Genomic DNA, 17,709 nt, shown 5'->3' with positions numbered 1-17,709 from the left:
TCATATTCCCAGGTAAGCGGCGCGGATGCGTTCGTCCGCAATCAGGTCTGCGGCAGGGCCGGACATGGTTATACGCCCAGTCTCCATGACATAACCGCGATCGGCGACGGAGAGCGCGCCAAAGGCGTTCTGCTCGACAAGAAGCACGGTGACGCCCAGCGCCTTCATGCTCTTCACCACGTCGAAGATTTGCGCGACGAGGATGGGCGCAAGGCCCATGCTCGGTTCGTCCAGAAGCAGACAGGAGGGGCGTGCCATCAGCGCCCGGGCAATCGCCAGCATCTGCTGCTGGCCGCCGGAAAGGCCGCCCGCCGCAAGGTTCCGCTTCTCCTTGAGAATCGGAAACATTACGAAGGCATCCTGCATGTCGCGCTCCACCTTGTCGTCGGCGAAGAGATAGGCGCCAAGCCGAAGATTTTCCTCCACCGTGAGGTTGGTGAAAATCTGGCGGCCTTCCGGCGATTGGGCGAGACCGCGTTTCACACGGGTATGCGCCGGAACGGTTGTCAGCGCTTCACCGCGAAACAGTATCGAGCCTGCCGAGACCGGCTGGATGCCGGAAAGGCACTTCAAAAGCGTCGTCTTGCCGGCGCCATTAGCGCCGACCACGGTGACGATTTCCCCGGACGCCACGTCGAGATCGATACCGTGCAACACCTCGATGCGGCCATAACGGGAGCGCAGCCCCTCAACCGTCAGCATTCTGGACCTCCGCTGCCTGGGTGCCGAGATAGGCTTCGATGACACGCGGATCGCGCGAAATCGCCGCCGGTTCGCCTTCGGCGATCTTTTCGCCATGGTCGAGTACGACGATGTGGTTGGAAATGCGCATGACCATCTTCATGTCGTGCTCCACCAGCAGGATCGACACGCCCTCGGCCGCGACCTGCGCGATAAGGTGATCGATCTCCTCCGTCTCGACGGCGTTGCAGCCGGCGGCCGGTTCATCGAGCAGCAGCGCACGGGGTTTCAGCGCCAGCGCGCGGGCAATCTCCAAACGCTTCAACGCGCCATAGGAGAGCGAGCCCGCCTCCTGTTCGGCGGCCCGGCCGAGACCGACCCGGTCGAGCAGGGCCCGCGCACTTTCCTCCGACGCCCGACTGCGGCGACGCGTTGCAGGCAGCGAGAAGAGATCGGCAAAGACCGAACCGCGCTCATGCAGATGATGGCCAACAATGGCGTTTTCGAGCACGCTCATCGACTGGAATATCTGCAAATTCTGAAAGGTCCGCGACAGGCCGCGGCGGGCGAGCAGGTGCGGCGACATGCGGGTAACGTCCTCACCGTCCAGCAGGACACGGCCGCGCGTCGGGGCATAGACGCCGGAGATCATGTTGAAGAGGGTCGTCTTGCCGGCACCGTTCGGGCCGATGACGGAGACGATCTCACCGGGTTTCAGGGAAAACCCGACATCCTGGACGGCGCGCAATCCGCCGAAATCGATGCCGAGACCCTCTATCTGAAGCAGGCTCATTCTCCCCTCCCTCTGAGACGGCGCGCGATGGACGGCAGCAGGCCCTCGCGCATGAAGATCATCACCAGCATCATCACGAGGCCGAGCATGAGCTGTTCATATTCCTGAAAGATCGTCAGCACCTGCGGCAGCGTGGTAAGGATCGCAGCACCCAGAATGGCGCCCGGCACCGAACCGGCCCCACCGAGCACCGTCATGGTCACCATTTCGATGGAATGCATGAAACCCGCGACATCCGGCGTGATGAACTTGTTCTGCAGCGCCAGCAGAGAGCCCGAAACCGAGGCATAGACAGCCGAGATGACGAACGCGACCAGCTTATGGTGCGCAACATCGACGCCAACCGTGCGGGCGGCGACTTCCGAGCCATGCAATGCCCGCAGCGCCCGGCCGGTCGGGCTGTGGTAAAGATTGAGCGCCAGCCAGGCGCCGATCACCAGCACGACGCCGGAAAAAGCATACCAGAACTCGGTGTTGGACAGGTCAATGCCGATTGCCTTCAGCATGGCGCGCAGCCCCAGTTCCGGCACCGCCATGCCATCCGGCCCGCCGGTCAATTTGGCCTCGTTCGAAAGCACCATCGAGACAAGGATGCCAAAGCCGAGGCTGGCGACGGCAAGATAATACCCCTTGAGTCGCAGGATCGGCCTACCGACAAGATAGGCGATCGCAGCAGAGACAAGCGCGCCGAGAACGGCGGCAAGCGCCGGGTGCAGGCCGAGATGGACAGGCGCAAGCGCGCAGGCATAGGCGCCGATACCCGCAAAGCCCGCATGGCCGAGGCTGATCTGGCCGGCATAACCGATGAGGATGACGAGGCCCGTCACGGCAAGACCGTTGACGAAAATCAGCGAGCCGACACGGAAATAATAGGACGACGGAAAGAAGACCGGCGCAATCGCGATGACTGCTGCGAGGATGAGAAGTGTGGTTGCCTTGTTCGATAACCGCATTGTCACACCCGATCCGTCGACTTGTGGCCAAACAGCCCCTGTGGCAAGACGAAAAGCACAGCGAGGATGATGATGAACGCAGCCGCATCCTTATATTGCGAGCTGATGTAACCAGCCGTCATTGCTTCCAGAATACCGAGCAGCAGGCCACCGACCAGCGCGCCCTTCGGGTTGCCCATGCCGCCCAGCATGGCTGCGGCAAAACCTTTCAGCGCCAGCGCAAGGCCGACATCATAGCCCGTCAGCGTAATCGGCGTCACCAGCACGCCGGCCAGCGCCCCGATGGCGGCGGACATGGCGAAGGAGAGCGTCATCACGTAATTGGTGTTGATGCCGACAAGCTGCGCGGCGACGCGGTTATTGGCGTTTGCCAGCACCGCACGGCCGATCAGCGTGCGGGTGAAGAACAGCCAGAGACAGAAGAAGACGGCCAGGGCACCGGCAATGACCCAGAGGCTCTGCGGCAAGATGGTCGCGCCGCCGATGGCAATCGGCTGGTCGCCTGAAAAAGCCGGGAAACGGTGAAGCTGCTTGTCGAAGACGAGCTGCGTGGCGCCTCTGATAAAGATCGAAGCGCCGATGGTGATGATGATCAGCGAAACGACCGGCGCGCCGCGCGCCGGCTCTATCGCCAGCTTGTTGAGCGCAACGCCAATCGCCGCCGTCGTCACGATGGCGATGAGCGCGGCCAGCGGCAGCGGCACGCCTGCGGCATGCGCGAAGAACGTGATCATGCCGCCCAGCATGACGAACTCACCCTGGGCGAAATTCACGACGTCGGAGGCATTGTAGATGATCGTGAAACCGAGAGCGACCAGCGCATAGACGGCGCCGACCGTTATCCCGGACAAAAGGAATTGCAGCAGTTCGGGCATGGGGGCCTCCGCTTGGCGCGACGGTTCCCGCCGGTCAGCGCCTTGATGGCGCAGACCGGCGGCACGGTCCGGTTATTCGACGATTTTCCAACCGCCGTTTTCGATCTTCAGCATGCGAAAGGCTGAGAGATCGAGGCCAAGGTGATCCGTTGCCGACATCGTCACCGTACCGGTCGTTCCGACAAGACCCGATGTGCCTTCAATGGCATCACGGATTGCCGACGGCTCGGCGCTACCAGCCCGCTTGATCGCATCAACGAGAATGCGCAGGGCGTCATGAGCATAGCCACCGAAGGTCGAGACCGGCTTTCCGGTCGCTTTCTCATAGGCTTGTTTGTAGGCGACGACCACGGCGCGCTGCGGGTCGCTTTCCGGAAGCAGCCCGGCGACAAGCAGCGCCGTGCCTGGCAGGCGCACACCTTCCGCCGCCTGCGCACCTGCAAGCTCGATAAAGCCGTCCGAGGCGACGCCGTGCGACTGGTAGAGCGGCAGGCCGACGGCAAGCTGCGCATAATTGCGCGTGACGATCGCCGGACCCTGGCCGAAGCCCGGATTGAGCACGGCCTGAATGCCATTCTTGCCCTTGATGTTGGTCAGCTGCGGCGTCATGTCGGCATCGGTCGGGCCATAGGTCTCGTCGGCCAGAACCTCGATGGCATATTCGCCGATGATCGCCAGGCACTGCTTGCGCATGGAAGCGCCGAAACCGTCCGAGCCGGAGATCAGGCCGATCTTGGCGATGCCGGCCTTCTTCATGTCCTCGAAAATCTTGGCGCAGGCCATGCGATCCGTATGCGGCGTCTTGAAGACGAAGGGCTTGACCGGATCGATGATCTCGATTGCGCCGGCAAGCGAGATGAACGGCACTTCGGCATCAGAAAGGACCGGGATGACGGCCATGGATGTGCCGGTCGTGGTGCCACCGATGACCGCAACGACTTCATCATCCTCGACGAGGCGGGTCGCAAAGGTGCGGGCCTTGTTCGGGTCGCCGCCATCATCATAGATGACAAGCTGCAGCTTCTCGCCATTGACGCCACCGGCCGCATTGATCTCTTCCACGAGCATCTTCAGCGTCTTGGCTTCCGGGTCGCCCAGAAACGATGCTGGGCCGGTTTCGGAAACGGTGGCGCCGATCTTGATGTCGGCCAAAGCGGGCGCGGCAAAGCCGAGGGCAAAGGCCAGCGAAGCTGCAAGCGCAGTCGTCGTCAAAAATTTCATGTTGATTTCTCCTCCCAAAGAAAAAAGTTTAAGTCGAAATTCCTCTCACGCCGCCACAGGGCGGCGCCACATCACCACGCGGAACCGGTTTGCAACAAAAGCCGCATCCGTCAGGCTGGCATTGCCCGCAGGATTGGCACCGGTAACGTGGAAATCGCTGAAAGCGGCGCTCTGGTTGACATAGATGCCGCCGGTCAGATTGACCGAAAGATTGACGCCCGCGGCAGCGAAACCGTCGGCTGCGCCGAGAATTCGTGCCTCGTCTGTTTCGTAGAGTGCGGCCGTAATCGCCCCCTTGCGCTCGGCAAGTTCAGCAGCGCGGTTGACGCCCTCGGTAACGTCATCGACAGCAACGACAAAGGCAATCGGGCCGAAGCGCTCCTCACCATAAGCATCCGTATCGGCCGCATCGACGGCAAGGATCAGAGGTGTCGCGGTGCGCGCCTCCTCAAGTCCCTCGACCGGCATGGACTCGCGCAATACGCGGCCGGTCGACCGGGCTGCCGCAATGCGGGCAAGCGTGTCGGGATTGGCGATCGCTCCGCAGATACCGGCAGCACGCGCCGGGTCAGCAAGCAGGGCATCGACGGCAGCGGTGATACCGGACGCGACCTCATCGAAGTTCTTGTGACCCTCATCCGTTTCAATGCCGCCGCGCGGCACGAAAATATCCTGTGGCGCGGTGCACATCTGGCCGGAATAAAGCGACAGCGAAAAGGCGATATTGCTGCACATGCCGGCGAAATTGTCGGTGGCGCCGATGACGATGGAATTGACGCCCGCCTCTTCGGTATAGACATCGGCGCTGCCGGCGTTTTCGCGCACCCAGCTGCCGAAACTGTTCGAACCGGTATAGTCGATGATAGCGATGGCGGGATGCCGCACGAGATCCTTCGTAGTCTCGGCGCCAGGCGCGTCGGCGGCGAGCAGCACGATGTCGGCCGCAAACCCCTCTTCCACCAGCACCTGACGGGCTATCTCGACGGTAAGGGCGAGCGGCAGGATCGCGGCCGGGTGCGGCTTGACGATGACCGTATTGCCGGTGGCAAGGCTGGCGAAAAGGCCGGGATAGCTGTTCCAGGTGGGAAACGTGTTGCAGCCGATGACCAGTGAAATACCGCGCGGAAAAATGCGCCAGTGTTTTTCCATGACAATCGGCTCGCCCCTGCCCTGCGGCTTCGTCCAGATCGCCTGCAAAGGCGTGCGGGTCATCTCGGCATAGGCATAAGCGACCGCCTCAAGACCACGATCCTGGGCATGCGGGCCACCGGCCTGAAAGGCCATGGCAAAAGCCTGGCCCGTCGTGTGCATGACGGCATTCGCCATTTCGAAGCTTCTGGCATTCAGTCGCGCCAGGATTTCGAGACAGATGCCGGTGCGCACCTCCGGCGATGCGGATGCCCATTGCGCCGCGGCGGCGCGAGACGCCGAAATCAGCAGATCGGGGGATGCGGCGGGATAGGTAATGCCGAGCGCCGGGCCGAAAGGAGAGATTTCCACACCGACAGGACTTTTATCTGCCGGGTGTCCGGGCAGATCGAAGGGCTGCGCGAGGCGTGCTTTGTAAGAGGCTAGACCATCATCCTTGGCGGTTTCGCCATAGATCTTGCCGCTTGGAACTTCCGGATAAGCAGACCAGTAATCGCGCTTGACCGCAGCATCTGTCGCCGCTTGCAGCGTCGGATAATGGCGCTCGAATAGTCCGGTCATGTCCCACTCCTCCCAGTCTGTTGTTTTATAATTGACTGACCGGCCGGTTTATGCAAGAACTTTTTTACGGTCGCCGCTGGGAAGGGCGACAGGGAGGAAACATGTCGGATTCAGACACTATTCTGTCTGCGTTTGCCGATGGCGTTCTCAGCCTGACGCTGAACCGCCCGGACAGGCTCAATGCCTTCAATGAAGAAATGCATCTTGCACTACGCGCCGGTTTCGAGCGCGCCCATGCGGATGCGGATGTCCGCGCCGTCCTGTTGACAGGTGCCGGCCGCGGTTTCTGCGCGGGGCAAGACCTTGGCGATCGTGACCCTAAGAAGGGCGTGCCGGACCTCGGCCACACCATCGAGACCTTCTATAATCCGTTGCTGCGCCTGATCCGCAGCCTGGAAAAGCCGGTCATCTGTGCCGTGAACGGCGTCGCCGCCGGCGCTGGCGCCAATATCGCCTTTGCCTGCGATATCACCCTCGCCGCCCGCTCCGCCCGCTTCATCCAGGCCTTTGCCAAGATCGGCCTCGTGCCGGATTCCGGCGGCACCTGGAGCCTGCCGCGTCTGATTGGCGAGGCCCGTGCCAAGGCGCTCACGCTTACAGCAGAACCGCTTGCAGCCGAAACCGCCGCCGACTGGGGGCTGATCTGGCGCTCCGTCGATGACGACAAGTTGCTGGAAGAGGCATCCGCGCTCGCCAAACGCCTCGCCGCAGGCCCAACGAAAGGGCTTGGCATGACGAAGCGCGCCATACAGGCGGCTGCGACGAACTCGCTGGATCAGCAGCTCGACCTCGAACGCGACTTGCAGCGCGAGGCCGGGCGCAGCGCCGATTATGCCGAAGGCGTTGCCGCCTTCCTCGAAAAGCGCAAACCGGAGTTCAAAGGCAAATGAGCGCCGCCAGCCTTTCCCCGCAGGCGATGGCCGAAGCCTGCGCCAAAGCCATGTGGGACGATGACAACGCCACCCGCCATATTGGCATGGAGCTTCTTGCGATCGCGCCCGGCGAGGCGACGATCACGATGACGATTGCCGAAACCATGACGAATGGCCATGGCACCTGCCATGGCGGTTACATCTTCACACTGGCGGATTCGGCCTTCGCCTTTGCCTGCAACACCTATAACCAGCGCACCGTCGCCCAGCACTGTTCGGTGACCTATATCGCGCCGGCCTTCAAGGGCGACCGGCTGACGGCGACGGCACGGGAGGTGTCACGCCGCGGACGGGCCGGGATCTACGATATCCGCATCACCAATCAGGAGGGCGAGCACGTCGCGGAATTCCGCGGCCACTCGCGAACAGTCAAGGGTACCCATCTGCCGGAATAAAGCCGACGCCGGTACCATCGCATTCTCGGAGGAGATTTTAATGGAAGACCTTTCCCCCCGCCCCGGCGACCTCGACACGATCGAGACGGCGTCGCGCGACGAGATTTCCGCGCTGCAGCTTGAGCGCATGAAGTGGTCGCTGACCCACGCCTACGAGAATTCCCCCTTTTACCGCCAGCGCTTCGATGAGGTCGGCGTTCACCCCTCAGACCTGAAGACATTGTCGGATCTCGCAAAATTCCCCTTCACCACCAAGAAGGACCTGCGCGACACCTATCCGTTCGGGATGTTCGCCGTGCCGCGCGAAAAGCTCGCCCGCATCCACGCCTCCTCCGGCACCACCGGCAAGCCGACCGTCGTTGGCTACACCGCAAAGGACATCGACACCTGGGCAACCGTCGTCGCCCGCTCGATCCGCGCCTCGGGCGGCCGTGCCGGCGATATCGTCCATGTCGCCTATGGTTATGGCCTGTTCACCGGTGGCCTCGGCGCGCATTACGGCGCAGAGAAACTCGGCTGCACGGTCGTGCCGATCTCCGGCGGCATGACAGAACGCCAGGTAACCTTGATGCAGGATTTCAAGCCGCGCATCATCATGGTCACGCCTTCCTATATGCTCTCCATCCTCGACGAGTTCCGCCGTCATGGGATCGACCCGCGCGAAAGCTCCCTCGCCGTCGGTATTTTCGGCGCCGAACCATGGACCAATTCGATGCGGCAGGAGATCGAGCAGGCCTTCGACATGCACGCCGTCGATATCTACGGTCTTTCGGAAGTGATGGGGCCGGGCGTCGCCAACGAATGCGTCGAGACGAAGGACGGCCTGCACATCTGGGAGGATCATTTCTACCCCGAAATCATCGATCCGGTGACCGGTGACGTGCTGCCGGATGGCGAACTTGGCGAACTGGTCTTCACGACACTGACCAAGGAAGGCCTACCGATCGTGCGCTACCGCACGCGGGACCTGACACGGCTTCTCCCCGGCACGGCGCGATCCATGCGCCGCATGGAGAAGATAACCGGACGTTCCGACGACATGATGATCCTGCGCGGCGTCAATGTTTTCCCCACGCAGATCGAGGAACAGATCCTGAAATGTCGCGGCCTTGCCCCTCATTTCCAGATCGAGCTCAGCCGTTCGGGCCGTATGGACAACATGACGGTTCACGTCGAATGTACGCTGGACGCGACCGACGAGGGCGCACGCACCGGATCTGCGAAAGAGCTTGCCCACCACATCAAGAGCGTGGTTGGCGTTTCCACGAAGATTTCGGTGCATGAGCCCGGAGGCGTGGCGCGCTCGGAAGGCAAGGCGAAGCGGGTGGTGGACAACCGCCCGAAAGAATGAATGAAGGAAAAGCCGGAATAGTCCGGCACCGGGTTGACTGTGTAAAGGGAGGAGCGGCAACCCTCCCACGGCAATCGCCCGGGAATGAGCAGAAACAGGAAGACCATGGCACGGACGCGGGCAGTTGATTTCGAGGAAAAACAGCGTGGCATTCTGACGAGTGCTGCGGCGGTGTTTGCCGAGGTGGGCATGGAGAAGGCTTCCATGTCGATGATCGCCTCGCACAGCAATGTCTCCAAGGCCCTGCTCTATCACTATTATCCCGGCAAGGACGCGTTGATCTTCGACATCGTCCGCACGCACCTGACGGAACTCGACGGCGCGATCGAAGCGGCGGATCGTAGCGATGTGGCGCCGCAGGAGCGCCTGCGCCTTCTCGTGAAGGCCGTCATGAAGAACTACGAAGGCCGCGATAACGAACACAAGGTGCAGCTCAACGGCACCAGCGCGCTGTCGCAGGAACAGCTTGCAGAGCTGCAGGCGATCGAAAGACGGATCGTTAAGCGCTTCTCCGGCGTGATACAGCAGGTCAACCCCGACCTTAACCGGGACCGGCCATTGCTGATGCCAGTGACCATGTCGCTCTTTGGCATGATGAACTGGGTCTATATGTGGTTCAGGCCGAACGGCCCGGTCACGCGCGACGAATATGCGGATATAGCAACCACGCTCATCCTCGAAGGCGTCAAGGCCGTGCGCTGACGCGCACCATCGCTCTTTTCGAGAACGAACGACTCAAGACGCCCTTCCCCACATCTCCCGTGATCCGACAGGCCCGATCTCGCACTCAAGATCAGGCCTCCTCGGCGTGCCCGAAGGTTCAGCTTCTCGTTTTCGCCACCATGGTCAGAACGTCATACTGGGCGACGGCAACATCATTCTGGTTGGTGACCCTGCAGTCCCAGCGCACCTCCCCGTGCTCGGCATCGACGCGCGGATTGATTTCCTTGCAGGTCAGCTGCACCTGCAACGTGTCCCCCGGATTGACCAGCGTGAGGAAGCGCAGATTGTCGACACCGTAATTGGCAAGCACCGGACCCGGTGCCGGATCGACGAAAAGGCCTGCCGCGAAGGAGACGATCAGGTAACCGTGGGCAACGCGTCCTTCGAAGAACGGATTGGCCCTGGCCGCTTCCTCGTCCATATGCGCGTAGAATGTGTCGCCGGTAAAATTGGCGAAATGTTCGATATCCTCCAGCGTCACCCGACGGGTGGCGGTGACGAGCTGATCGCCGATGCGAAGCTCCGCCAGCGATTTTCGGAATGGATGCTCGCCGTCCGTTTGGGTCTGCGCACCGGCAACCCAGCGGCCGGTGACCGCTGAAAGAAGTGTCGGCGAGCCCTGTATGGCAGTGCGCTGCATGTAATGTTTGACGCCGCGCATGCCGCCAAGCTCCTCACCGCCACCGGCGCGGCCGGGACCGCCATGGACGAGGCCGGGCAAGGGCGAACCGTGGCCAGTGGAAGACTTGGCGCTGACGCGGTTGCCGATCATCACCCGGCCATGGAACGGCGCCATGCCAAGCACGACCTCTTCCGCAAAGGCCGGATCATTGGTGAAGACCGAGGCGACGAGACTGCCCTTGCCACGACGCGCGAGATCAACGGCCTCCTCGGCACTGTCATAGGGCATGACGGTGCTGACCGGGCCGAAAGCCTCCACGTCATGCACGGCCTTCGCCTCCCATGGCCGGTCGCAATAAAGCAGCACCGGATTGAGAAAGGCGCCGGCCTCGGCGTCACCGGAAACGATGCGCGGCATATCGGGATCACCGGCAACGATTTCCGCATCGCCGAGCAGATCGCGGATGCGGGCGCGCACTTCGTCGCGCTGGTCGAGGCTGGCGAGCGGGCCCATGCGGACGTTTTCGTCGGTGGGATTGCCGAGCACCGTCTTGCTCAGCCGGTCGCCCAAAGCCGCGACCAGCGCATCACAATGGGCGCGCGGCGCGATGACACGGCGGATAGCCGTGCATTTCTGCCCGGCTTTCGACGTCATTTCACGGGCAACTTCCTTGACGAAGAGATCGAATTCCTCGGTTCCGGGACCGGCATCGATGCCGAGCACGGAAGCGTTCAGGCTATCGGCTTCCATGGTGAAGCGGACGGAATTGCCGATGACGGCAGGATGGCTCTTTAGTTTACGGCCGGTGGAGGCCGATCCGGTGAAGGTGACGACGTCCTGACCCTCGACATGATCCAGTAGATCGCCGACCGAGCCAGCAATAAGCTGCACCGCACCTTCCGGCAGAAGCCCTGTCTCAATCATCCGGCGCACCATCAGTTCCGTCAGATAGGCCGTCTGGCTAGCGGGTTTGACGATTGCCGGCATGCCGGCAAGCAGCGTCGGGGCAAGCTTTTCCAGCATGCCCCAGCAGGGAAAATTGAAGGCGTTGATGTGCACTGCCACGCCTTGAAGCGGGCTTAGAATATGCTGGGCGGAGAAGGTGCCGTCCTTCGACAAAGCCTCGGCATCGCCATCGAGCAGCACACGCGTATTGGGCAGTTCGCGCCGGCCCTTGGAGGCGTAGGAAAGCAACGTGCCGATGCCGCCGTCAATGTCGACCCAGCTGTCGGCACGGGTGGCGCCGGTGGCGGCGGAAAGCGCATAAAATTCTTCCTTGCGGTCCATCAGCGCCAGGCCAAGCGCCTTCAGCATCGCGGCCCGTTCATGGAAGGACATGCGACGCAACGCCGGACCGGCCTTTTCCCGACCATAGGCAAGGGTACTGGCAAAATCGATGCCACTCGAATCGATGAAGGCGACGGGCGCACCGGTCGAGGCGTCAAGAAGCGGAACCCCTTCCCTGGCCCCCGCGGTCCAGCTGCCACAGACATAGCTTTCGAGCCGGCGAGGCCGGGACGCCAGAACGTTCATAGTCATTTCCTTCCTGTCAGATCAGTTTCAGCGCAGACAATTGCGCTTCGACGTCCGCCTGCCATTCGGCAAGGAGTGTTTCATTGGGAGTATGGCGAAGGCCGAACCGTGCCAGCGTGCCAAAGCGCGCCGAGCCGGAAAGCCCGAAGCTCGCCGCAACCCGCGGGCGCCAATAGGTGATGGAGGCCATGGCCGTATCACGTTCGGCCGGATTTGCCGCGATGCGCTCAAGACCGGCGATGCCAAGTTCGAGATGGCGCGCCTCACGCGGCAGGATGCGGCGGAAAACCTCGGCCAGCGGCTGGTAGGAGACATGTGAAAGCTCGCGCAGCTGAATGACCCCCGCCTTGCCCATCAGCACATTCATGACGACGGCGTCGACCCAGCCGCCAAGCGGATAATGGAAGACCGAAAGACGCATATCGCCTTTCTGGCGGGCAGCCCCGATATCGGCGTCGCGGGGAAGGCGCTCGGCCCATGGGTGGTGGACGGCGTAACGTCCGCCATCGGCACCGAAGCTTTCCATCACCTTCAGGATCTGGCCGGCATGATCGGTCTTTTCGAGCACGATGCGGGCGGCACAGATACGCTCCTGGATACCCGGCGCGTCGTTGATGATATCGGCAAAACCGGCGGAACCCGCCAGTTCGCTGTCGACGAAGCTTGCCATCAGGCGCAGCAATTCGCCGCGATAGCGCGCCGGCACATTGTCCGGGGAGGTGAGGACACCGCCCTGTGCGAGATAGTCTTCGATCGGCATCGTTTCGGTGTGGGTCATGCGGTCGTCCTCCGCTCTTACTGGTCGTAGCTGACGACGACCTTGTCGCTCAGCGGGTAACACTGGCAGGTCAACACGTAACCCTGCCGAACCTCGTAATCTTCAAGCGCGTGATTGACCTCCATCTCAGTCTCGCCCTCGATGACCTTGGCGCGACAGGTGGAGCAGACGCCGGCCTTGCAGGCATAGGGCGCGTCGATATTGTTCTCGAGCGCGGCGTCGAGCAGGCTCTGGCCCTGTTTGGGCATGTTGAAGATACGGGTGGCGCCATCGAGCGTCACCGTTGCCTGACAGCTGGCATTCGCATCCGTGCCATGGGCATTCTGTGCCCTCGCCCGTGCGCGGCCTGGCTGCGAAGAGGCGAAAAGCTCGAACTTGATCTGGTCGTCGCGCAGCCCGTGCTCGCGCAGCGCGCCGGCAATCGCCAGCATCATCGGCTCGGGACCGCAGATGAAGGCTGTCGTCACCGAGGTCAGGTCGATCCAGCTCTTGAACAGCGCCGCACATTTTTCCGCATTGACGCGGCCGGTGAAGAGGTCGATGTCCTGCGCCTCGCTTTCGAGCACATGCAGGACGGAAAAACGGCCGAGATAGCTGTTCTTCAGGTCCTCCAGTTCCTCACGAAACATGATCGAGGAAATCTGGCGGTTGGCATAGACAAGCGTGAAGCTGGAGCGCGGCTCGCGCTTGAGCGTCGTCTTGATGATCGACAGGACGGGCGTAATGCCGCTGCCGCCGGCAAAGCCGAGGTAATGCTTGGACACTTCGGGTTCGATATCGGTGAAGAAGGCCCCCATCGGCGGCATGGCCTCCAGCGTATCGCCGGCTTTCAGCCCCTCATTGGCCCAGCTGGAGAAGCAGCCGCCATCCACCCGCTTGATGCCGACGCGCAACACACCTTCATCGCGCCCCGCGCAGATCGAATAGGAGCGGCGCAGTTCCTCACCATCGAACTTGCGGCGGAAGGTCAGGTACTGGCCCTGGGTGAAATCGAAGGCGGCGCGGTCTTCCTCGGCGGGAACCAGCGTCACGACAACAGCATCGCGGGTTTCGCGGCGCACTTCAGTAACATTCAGGGAATGGAAACGTGCCATGGGCGGCCCTCATCCTTTGCGTCAGGTCAGATGCACTTGAAATAATCGAAGGGTTCCAGGCAGTCGGTACAGCGATAGCTGGCCTTGCATGGCGTCGAGCCGAACTGGCTGATCTTTTCAGTATTGGCCGACCCGCAGCGCGGACAGGCGATCGTCAGGTTGGAGCGGCCCGAAAGCCGGTCGATGCGCTTCATCAGCACGCCGTCGGCGGCGGTTCCGTCAATCGGCGGCGCGATACCGTAGGCCCTGAGCTTCTCGCGGCCTTCCGCGCTGATCCAGTCGGTCGTCCAGGCGGGCGAAAGCTGGCGCTTCAGCCTGACCTTTTCGATACCCCGCTCGTTCAGCGCACGCTCGATATCGAGGTTGATAATCGTCGTTGCCGGACAGCCGGAATAGGTCGGCGTGACGGTCACGACCAGCCCCTCTTCTTCCCAGGCGACATCGCGGATAATGCCGAGATCGACCAGCGATATGACAGGTATTTCCGGGTCCGGAACGTCTGCAAGCCAGGTCCAGACCTGCCGCGCAGAAGGGTGATGCTCGGCCGCCATCATCTGCGCCTCCTACCAGGTTCCGCCGGGATAGGCGCGTTGCAGAAACTGCAGATCAGAGAGAATGAAGCCGAGATGTTCGGTGTGGATGCCGCGCTTGCCACCCTTCTGCATATAACCATCGGCCGGCGTGTTCAGCGTCGCCTCCTCCAGCGTCTCGGCCACGAGTTCATCCCAGGATGCCTTCAGCGATGCGGGCTCCGGCGCCACGCCGGCGGCGGCAACGGCCGTATCCGAGGCATCGCCGATGAACAACTCGCCGGTAAAGGGCCAGAGATCGTCGAGTGCCGCCTGCATGCGGCGATGGCTCTCCACCGTGCCGTCGCCAAGCCGGATCACCAGATCGCGGCTGCGATCGAGATGATAGGACACTTCCTTCAGGGATTTTTCGGCAATTTCGGCGATGCGCTGGTCGCTGGAGCTTTTGAGCCACTTCAGCAGAACGTAGTGCCACGCATCGAACAGGAACTGTCGCATCAGCGTCTTGCCGAAATCGCCGTTCGGGCGCTCGACAAGCAGCACGTTACGGAAATCCAGCCCGTCACGCAGATAGGCGAGATCGTCGGCGGAACGCCCCTTCCCCTCCACTTCGCCGGCAAGGCCAAGCCAGAGCTGCGTCTGGCCGATCAGGTCGAGCGCGGTGTTGGACAGCGCGATATCCTCTTCGAGCGCCGGCGAGTGACCACACCATTCCGAGACGCGATGACCGAGAATGAGGGTATTGTCGCCCATCCGCAGCAGGAACTCGAAAAGGGCGGCATTGTCGACGGTGGCAGTCTCTTGAGCCGCGCCCATCACATATGCCCCACTTCTTCCGGCACGTCGAAGAAGGTCGGATGACGGTAAACCTTGGAATTGGACGGCTCGAACAGCGGTCCCTTTTCCGACGGCGCACTGGCGGTGATGTCGCTGGAGCGGACCACCCAGATGCTGACACCCTCATTGCGGCGGGTATAGACGTCGCGGGCATTGTTGACGGCCATTTCCGCATCCGGCGCATGCAGGCTGCCGACATGGCGATGATTGAGGCCGTGCTGGCCGCGGATGAAGACCTCCCAGAGGGGCCATTCGCTGGACATGATTTCTCTCCCTTATTCGCGCTCGTCAGCGGCGGGCCGCGGTGAGAGCGTATTGACTGCGATTGGGACCAAGGGACCGCAAGCGCGATCCTGAACACACCTATTCGGCGGCGATGCGGGCGGCCTGCCGGCGCGACTGCACCTTTTCGGCATGGGCGACGAGACCGTCACGGAACCACTCGCCATCGTCCCAGGCCTTTTTGCGGGCATTGAGACGCTCGGCATTGCAGGGGCCATTGCCGGCGATCACCGCGAAGAATTCACTCCAGTCCGGCTCACCGAAATCGTAACCACCCTTTTCCTCATTCCACTTAAGATCCGGGTCGGGAACGGTCAGGCCGAGATAGGTTGCCTGCGGCACGGTCTGATCGACAAATTTCTGGCGCAGCTCGTCATTCGAATTCTGCTTGATCTTCCACGCCATCGACTGGGCCGAATGCACGGAGGCGTCGTCGGAAGGACCAAACATCATCAGCGACGGCCACCACCAGCGGTTCAGCGCATCCTGAACCAGTGCCTTCTGTGCCGGGGTGCCCTTCACCATTTTCATCAGGATGTCAAAACCCTGGCGCTGATGGAAGCTTTCTTCCTTGCAGATGCGAACCATCGCGCGGGCATAAGGCCCGTAGGAACAGCGTTGCAGCGGCACCTGATTCATGATCGCCGCGCCATCAACCAGCCAGCCGACCGCGCCGATATCGGCCCAGCTCAGCGTCGGATAGTTGAAGATAGAGGAATATTTGGCCTTGCCGGAATGCAGCTGCTCGTACATTTCGTCGCGGCTGATACCGAGGGTTTCGGCGGCGCAATAGAGATAGAGACCGTGACCGGCTTCGTCCTGCACCTTGGCCAGCAGGATCGCCTTGCGCTCCAGTGTCGGTGCGCGGGTGATCCAGTTGCCTTCCGGCAGCTGGCCGACGATCTCGGAATGGGCATGCTGGCTTATCTGGCGCACCAGCGTCTTGCGGTAACCTTCCGGCATCCATTCCTTCGGTTCGATCTTCTGGCCTGCGTCGATGCGCTCCTGGAAGGCGCGCTCGACCGGGTCCATTTCCTCGAGGCTGCGGACGTGGGCGGCGTCGGTTTTCACCATCTGTGCATACATGGCCATTCCTCCTGTTTTATCGCGTCAGACACGTTCAAGAATGAGTGCGATGCCCTGGCCGACACCGATGCACATCGTACACAGCGCATAGCGGCCGCCCTGACGATGAAGCTGGTAGGCGGCGGTGGTGACAAGGCGAGCGCCGCTCATGCCGAGCGGATGGCCCATGGCGATCGCGCCACCATTCGGGTTCACATGCGCAGCATCGTCGGGCAGACCGAGGTCACGCAACGTGGCGAGCGCCTGCGAGGCAAAGGCCTCGTTCAGTTCGATGACATCCATCTGGCCGATGGACAGTTTAGCACGTTCCAGCACGCGGCGCGCGGCAGGCGCAGGGCCAATGCCCATAATGCGGGGCTCGACGCCGGCGGCGGCCATGGCCACGATGCGGGCCTTCGGCGTCAGCCCCTGCGCCCTGGCCGTCATCTCGCTCGCGACCAACAGCGCGGCAGCGCCATCATTGACACCTGAAGCATTGCCGGCGGTGACGGAAAGGTCCGGTCCGTTGACACCCTTGAGTTTGGCCAGCTGCTCGGCCGTCGTTCCGGGTCGCGGATGCTCGTCCCGATCAACGATAATCGGATCACCCTTCTTCTGCGGTACGGAAACGGGGGCTATCTCATCGGCAAAGACACCGGCCTCGTATGCTGCGGCCCACCGTGCCTGGCTGCGCGCAGCAAAAGCATCCTGATCCTCACGGCTAACCCCATAATCGGCGGCGACATTGTCGGCCGTTTCCGGCATGGAATCGACGCCAAAAGCCTTTTTCATCTTCGGATTGATGAAGCGCCATCCGATTGTCGTGTCATATACGGCATTGGCACGCGAAAAGGCGCTCTCCGCCTTGGGCATGACAAATGGAGCGCGGCTCATGCTTTCGGTGCCACCGGCGATGACGAAATCGCAGTCACCGGCGCGAATTGCCCGGGCGGCCATGCCAACGGCATCCATGCCGGAACCACAGAGGCGGTTTACGGTCGTGCCGGGGACGGAGACCGGCATGCCCGATAGAAGGGCCGCCATGCGCGCAACATTGCGATTGTCTTCGCCGGCCTGATTGGCACATCCATAAATCAGGTCATCGACCTTCGACCAGTCAACCTGCGGATTACGCGCCATCAGTGCCGCGAGCGGAACAGCGGCGAGATCATCGGCACGTACAGATGCCAATAAACCCGCATATCGTCCAATCGGAGTGCGAACAGCGTCGCAGATAAATGCTTCAGGCACTAATTCCTCCTCGTCCTCCTCAGCCCGGCCGGCAATTAGCCGACCGATCGGTTAGTTAATACCATTCCTTATGTCACAGTTCA

The 17,709-nt window shown here is 61.9% G+C and carries 18 protein-coding genes; 4 read left to right on the top strand and 14 right to left on the bottom strand.

The window, feature by feature from the left end; translation table 11 throughout:
- The 6 genes from FY152_21435 to paaN all read right to left on the bottom strand — a co-directional run bounded on the left by FY152_21435 (nucleotide 1) and on the right by paaN (nucleotide 6,233).
- Complete coding sequence (locus FY152_21435) at nucleotides 1-702, bottom strand: ABC transporter ATP-binding protein (GenBank protein ID UXS34669.1); 702 nt, start codon at nucleotides 700-702, stop codon at nucleotides 1-3.
- On the bottom strand, nucleotides 689-1,474 hold the full coding sequence (locus FY152_21430) for an ABC transporter ATP-binding protein (protein UXS34668.1): 786 nt from the start codon (nucleotides 1,472-1,474) through the stop codon (nucleotides 689-691). Before FY152_21430 ends, FY152_21435 begins: the two co-directional genes overlap by 14 nt.
- Nucleotides 1,471-2,433, bottom strand: coding sequence for a branched-chain amino acid ABC transporter permease (locus FY152_21425; GenBank protein UXS34667.1), 963 nt, complete (start codon nucleotides 2,431-2,433; stop codon nucleotides 1,471-1,473). Before FY152_21425 ends, FY152_21430 begins: the two co-directional genes overlap by 4 nt.
- Nucleotides 2,430-3,302 (bottom strand): branched-chain amino acid ABC transporter permease, encoded by an 873-nt coding sequence (locus tag FY152_21420; protein UXS34666.1) that lies wholly within the window; start codon nucleotides 3,300-3,302, stop codon nucleotides 2,430-2,432. Before FY152_21420 ends, FY152_21425 begins: the two co-directional genes overlap by 4 nt.
- A 72-nt stretch (nucleotides 3,303-3,374) precedes the next feature.
- On the bottom strand, nucleotides 3,375-4,523 hold the full coding sequence (locus tag FY152_21415; GenBank protein ID UXS34665.1) for an ABC transporter substrate-binding protein: 1,149 nt from the start codon (nucleotides 4,521-4,523) through the stop codon (nucleotides 3,375-3,377).
- 45 nt (nucleotides 4,524-4,568) lie between these two features.
- Entirely contained in the window at nucleotides 4,569-6,233 is a 1,665-nt protein-coding gene (gene paaN, locus FY152_21410) for a phenylacetic acid degradation protein PaaN (GenBank protein ID UXS34664.1), read from the bottom strand.
- A 101-nt stretch (nucleotides 6,234-6,334) separates the two neighbouring features.
- On the opposite strand from paaN, the gene paaB (FY152_21405) reads away from it, so the two are divergent.
- The 4 genes from paaB (FY152_21405) to FY152_21390 all read left to right on the top strand — a co-directional run bounded on the left by paaB (FY152_21405) (nucleotide 6,335) and on the right by FY152_21390 (nucleotide 9,613).
- On the top strand, nucleotides 6,335-7,123 hold the full coding sequence (paaB, locus tag FY152_21405; protein UXS34663.1) for a 2-(1,2-epoxy-1,2-dihydrophenyl)acetyl-CoA isomerase: 789 nt from the start codon (nucleotides 6,335-6,337) through the stop codon (nucleotides 7,121-7,123).
- Complete coding sequence (gene paaI, locus FY152_21400; GenBank protein ID UXS34662.1) at nucleotides 7,120-7,560, top strand: hydroxyphenylacetyl-CoA thioesterase PaaI; 441 nt, start codon at nucleotides 7,120-7,122, stop codon at nucleotides 7,558-7,560. Before paaB (FY152_21405) ends, paaI begins: the two co-directional genes overlap by 4 nt.
- Nucleotides 7,561-7,600: 40 nt before the next feature.
- Complete coding sequence (paaF, locus tag FY152_21395) at nucleotides 7,601-8,911, top strand: phenylacetate--CoA ligase (GenBank protein ID UXS34661.1); 1,311 nt, start codon at nucleotides 7,601-7,603, stop codon at nucleotides 8,909-8,911.
- Between the two features lie 105 nt (nucleotides 8,912-9,016).
- Nucleotides 9,017-9,613: a TetR/AcrR family transcriptional regulator gene (locus FY152_21390; protein UXS34660.1), complete on the top strand. Its 597-nt coding sequence runs from the start codon at nucleotides 9,017-9,019 to the stop codon at nucleotides 9,611-9,613.
- Between the two features lie 118 nt (nucleotides 9,614-9,731).
- Here FY152_21390 and paaZ read toward each other — a convergent pair whose 3' ends face one another.
- The 8 genes from paaZ to pcaF all read right to left on the bottom strand — a co-directional run bounded on the left by paaZ (nucleotide 9,732) and on the right by pcaF (nucleotide 17,626).
- Nucleotides 9,732-11,789, bottom strand: coding sequence for a phenylacetic acid degradation bifunctional protein PaaZ (paaZ, locus tag FY152_21385; GenBank protein ID UXS34659.1), 2,058 nt, complete (start codon nucleotides 11,787-11,789; stop codon nucleotides 9,732-9,734).
- Nucleotides 11,790-11,805: 16 nt separating this feature from the next.
- On the bottom strand, nucleotides 11,806-12,567 hold the full coding sequence (locus FY152_21380; protein ID UXS34658.1) for a phenylacetic acid catabolic: 762 nt from the start codon (nucleotides 12,565-12,567) through the stop codon (nucleotides 11,806-11,808).
- Nucleotides 12,568-12,584: 17 nt separating this feature from the next.
- The gene (gene paaK, locus FY152_21375) at nucleotides 12,585-13,661 is read right to left on the bottom strand and encodes a phenylacetate-CoA oxygenase/reductase subunit PaaK (protein UXS34657.1); all 1,077 of its coding nucleotides are present in this window, start codon (nucleotides 13,659-13,661) and stop codon (nucleotides 12,585-12,587) included.
- Between the two features lie 26 nt (nucleotides 13,662-13,687).
- Nucleotides 13,688-14,212, bottom strand: a complete 525-nt coding sequence (gene paaJ / locus FY152_21370) for a phenylacetate-CoA oxygenase subunit PaaJ (protein ID UXS35144.1) — start codon at nucleotides 14,210-14,212, stop codon at nucleotides 13,688-13,690.
- A gap of 12 nt (nucleotides 14,213-14,224) precedes the next feature.
- Nucleotides 14,225-15,007, bottom strand: a complete 783-nt coding sequence (paaC, locus tag FY152_21365; GenBank protein ID UXS34656.1) for a phenylacetate-CoA oxygenase subunit PaaC — start codon at nucleotides 15,005-15,007, stop codon at nucleotides 14,225-14,227.
- Nucleotides 15,007-15,291: a 1,2-phenylacetyl-CoA epoxidase subunit B gene (gene paaB, locus FY152_21360; protein ID UXS34655.1), complete on the bottom strand. Its 285-nt coding sequence runs from the start codon at nucleotides 15,289-15,291 to the stop codon at nucleotides 15,007-15,009. Before paaB (FY152_21360) ends, paaC begins: the two co-directional genes overlap by 1 nt.
- 100 nt (nucleotides 15,292-15,391) lie before the next feature.
- Nucleotides 15,392-16,396 (bottom strand): 1,2-phenylacetyl-CoA epoxidase subunit A, encoded by a 1,005-nt coding sequence (gene paaA, locus FY152_21355; protein UXS34654.1) that lies wholly within the window; start codon nucleotides 16,394-16,396, stop codon nucleotides 15,392-15,394.
- Between the two features lie 24 nt (nucleotides 16,397-16,420).
- Entirely contained in the window at nucleotides 16,421-17,626 is a 1,206-nt protein-coding gene (gene pcaF, locus FY152_21350; GenBank protein UXS34653.1) for a 3-oxoadipyl-CoA thiolase, read from the bottom strand.
- Nucleotides 17,627-17,709 lie beyond the last annotated feature (83 nt).

Source organism: Agrobacterium tumefaciens (assembly GCA_025560025.1).
Classification (GTDB): Bacteria; Pseudomonadota; Alphaproteobacteria; order Rhizobiales; family Rhizobiaceae; genus Agrobacterium.
Note: the sequence above shows the minus strand (reverse complement) of the source record. Positions and strands in the feature narration are given on the sequence as shown.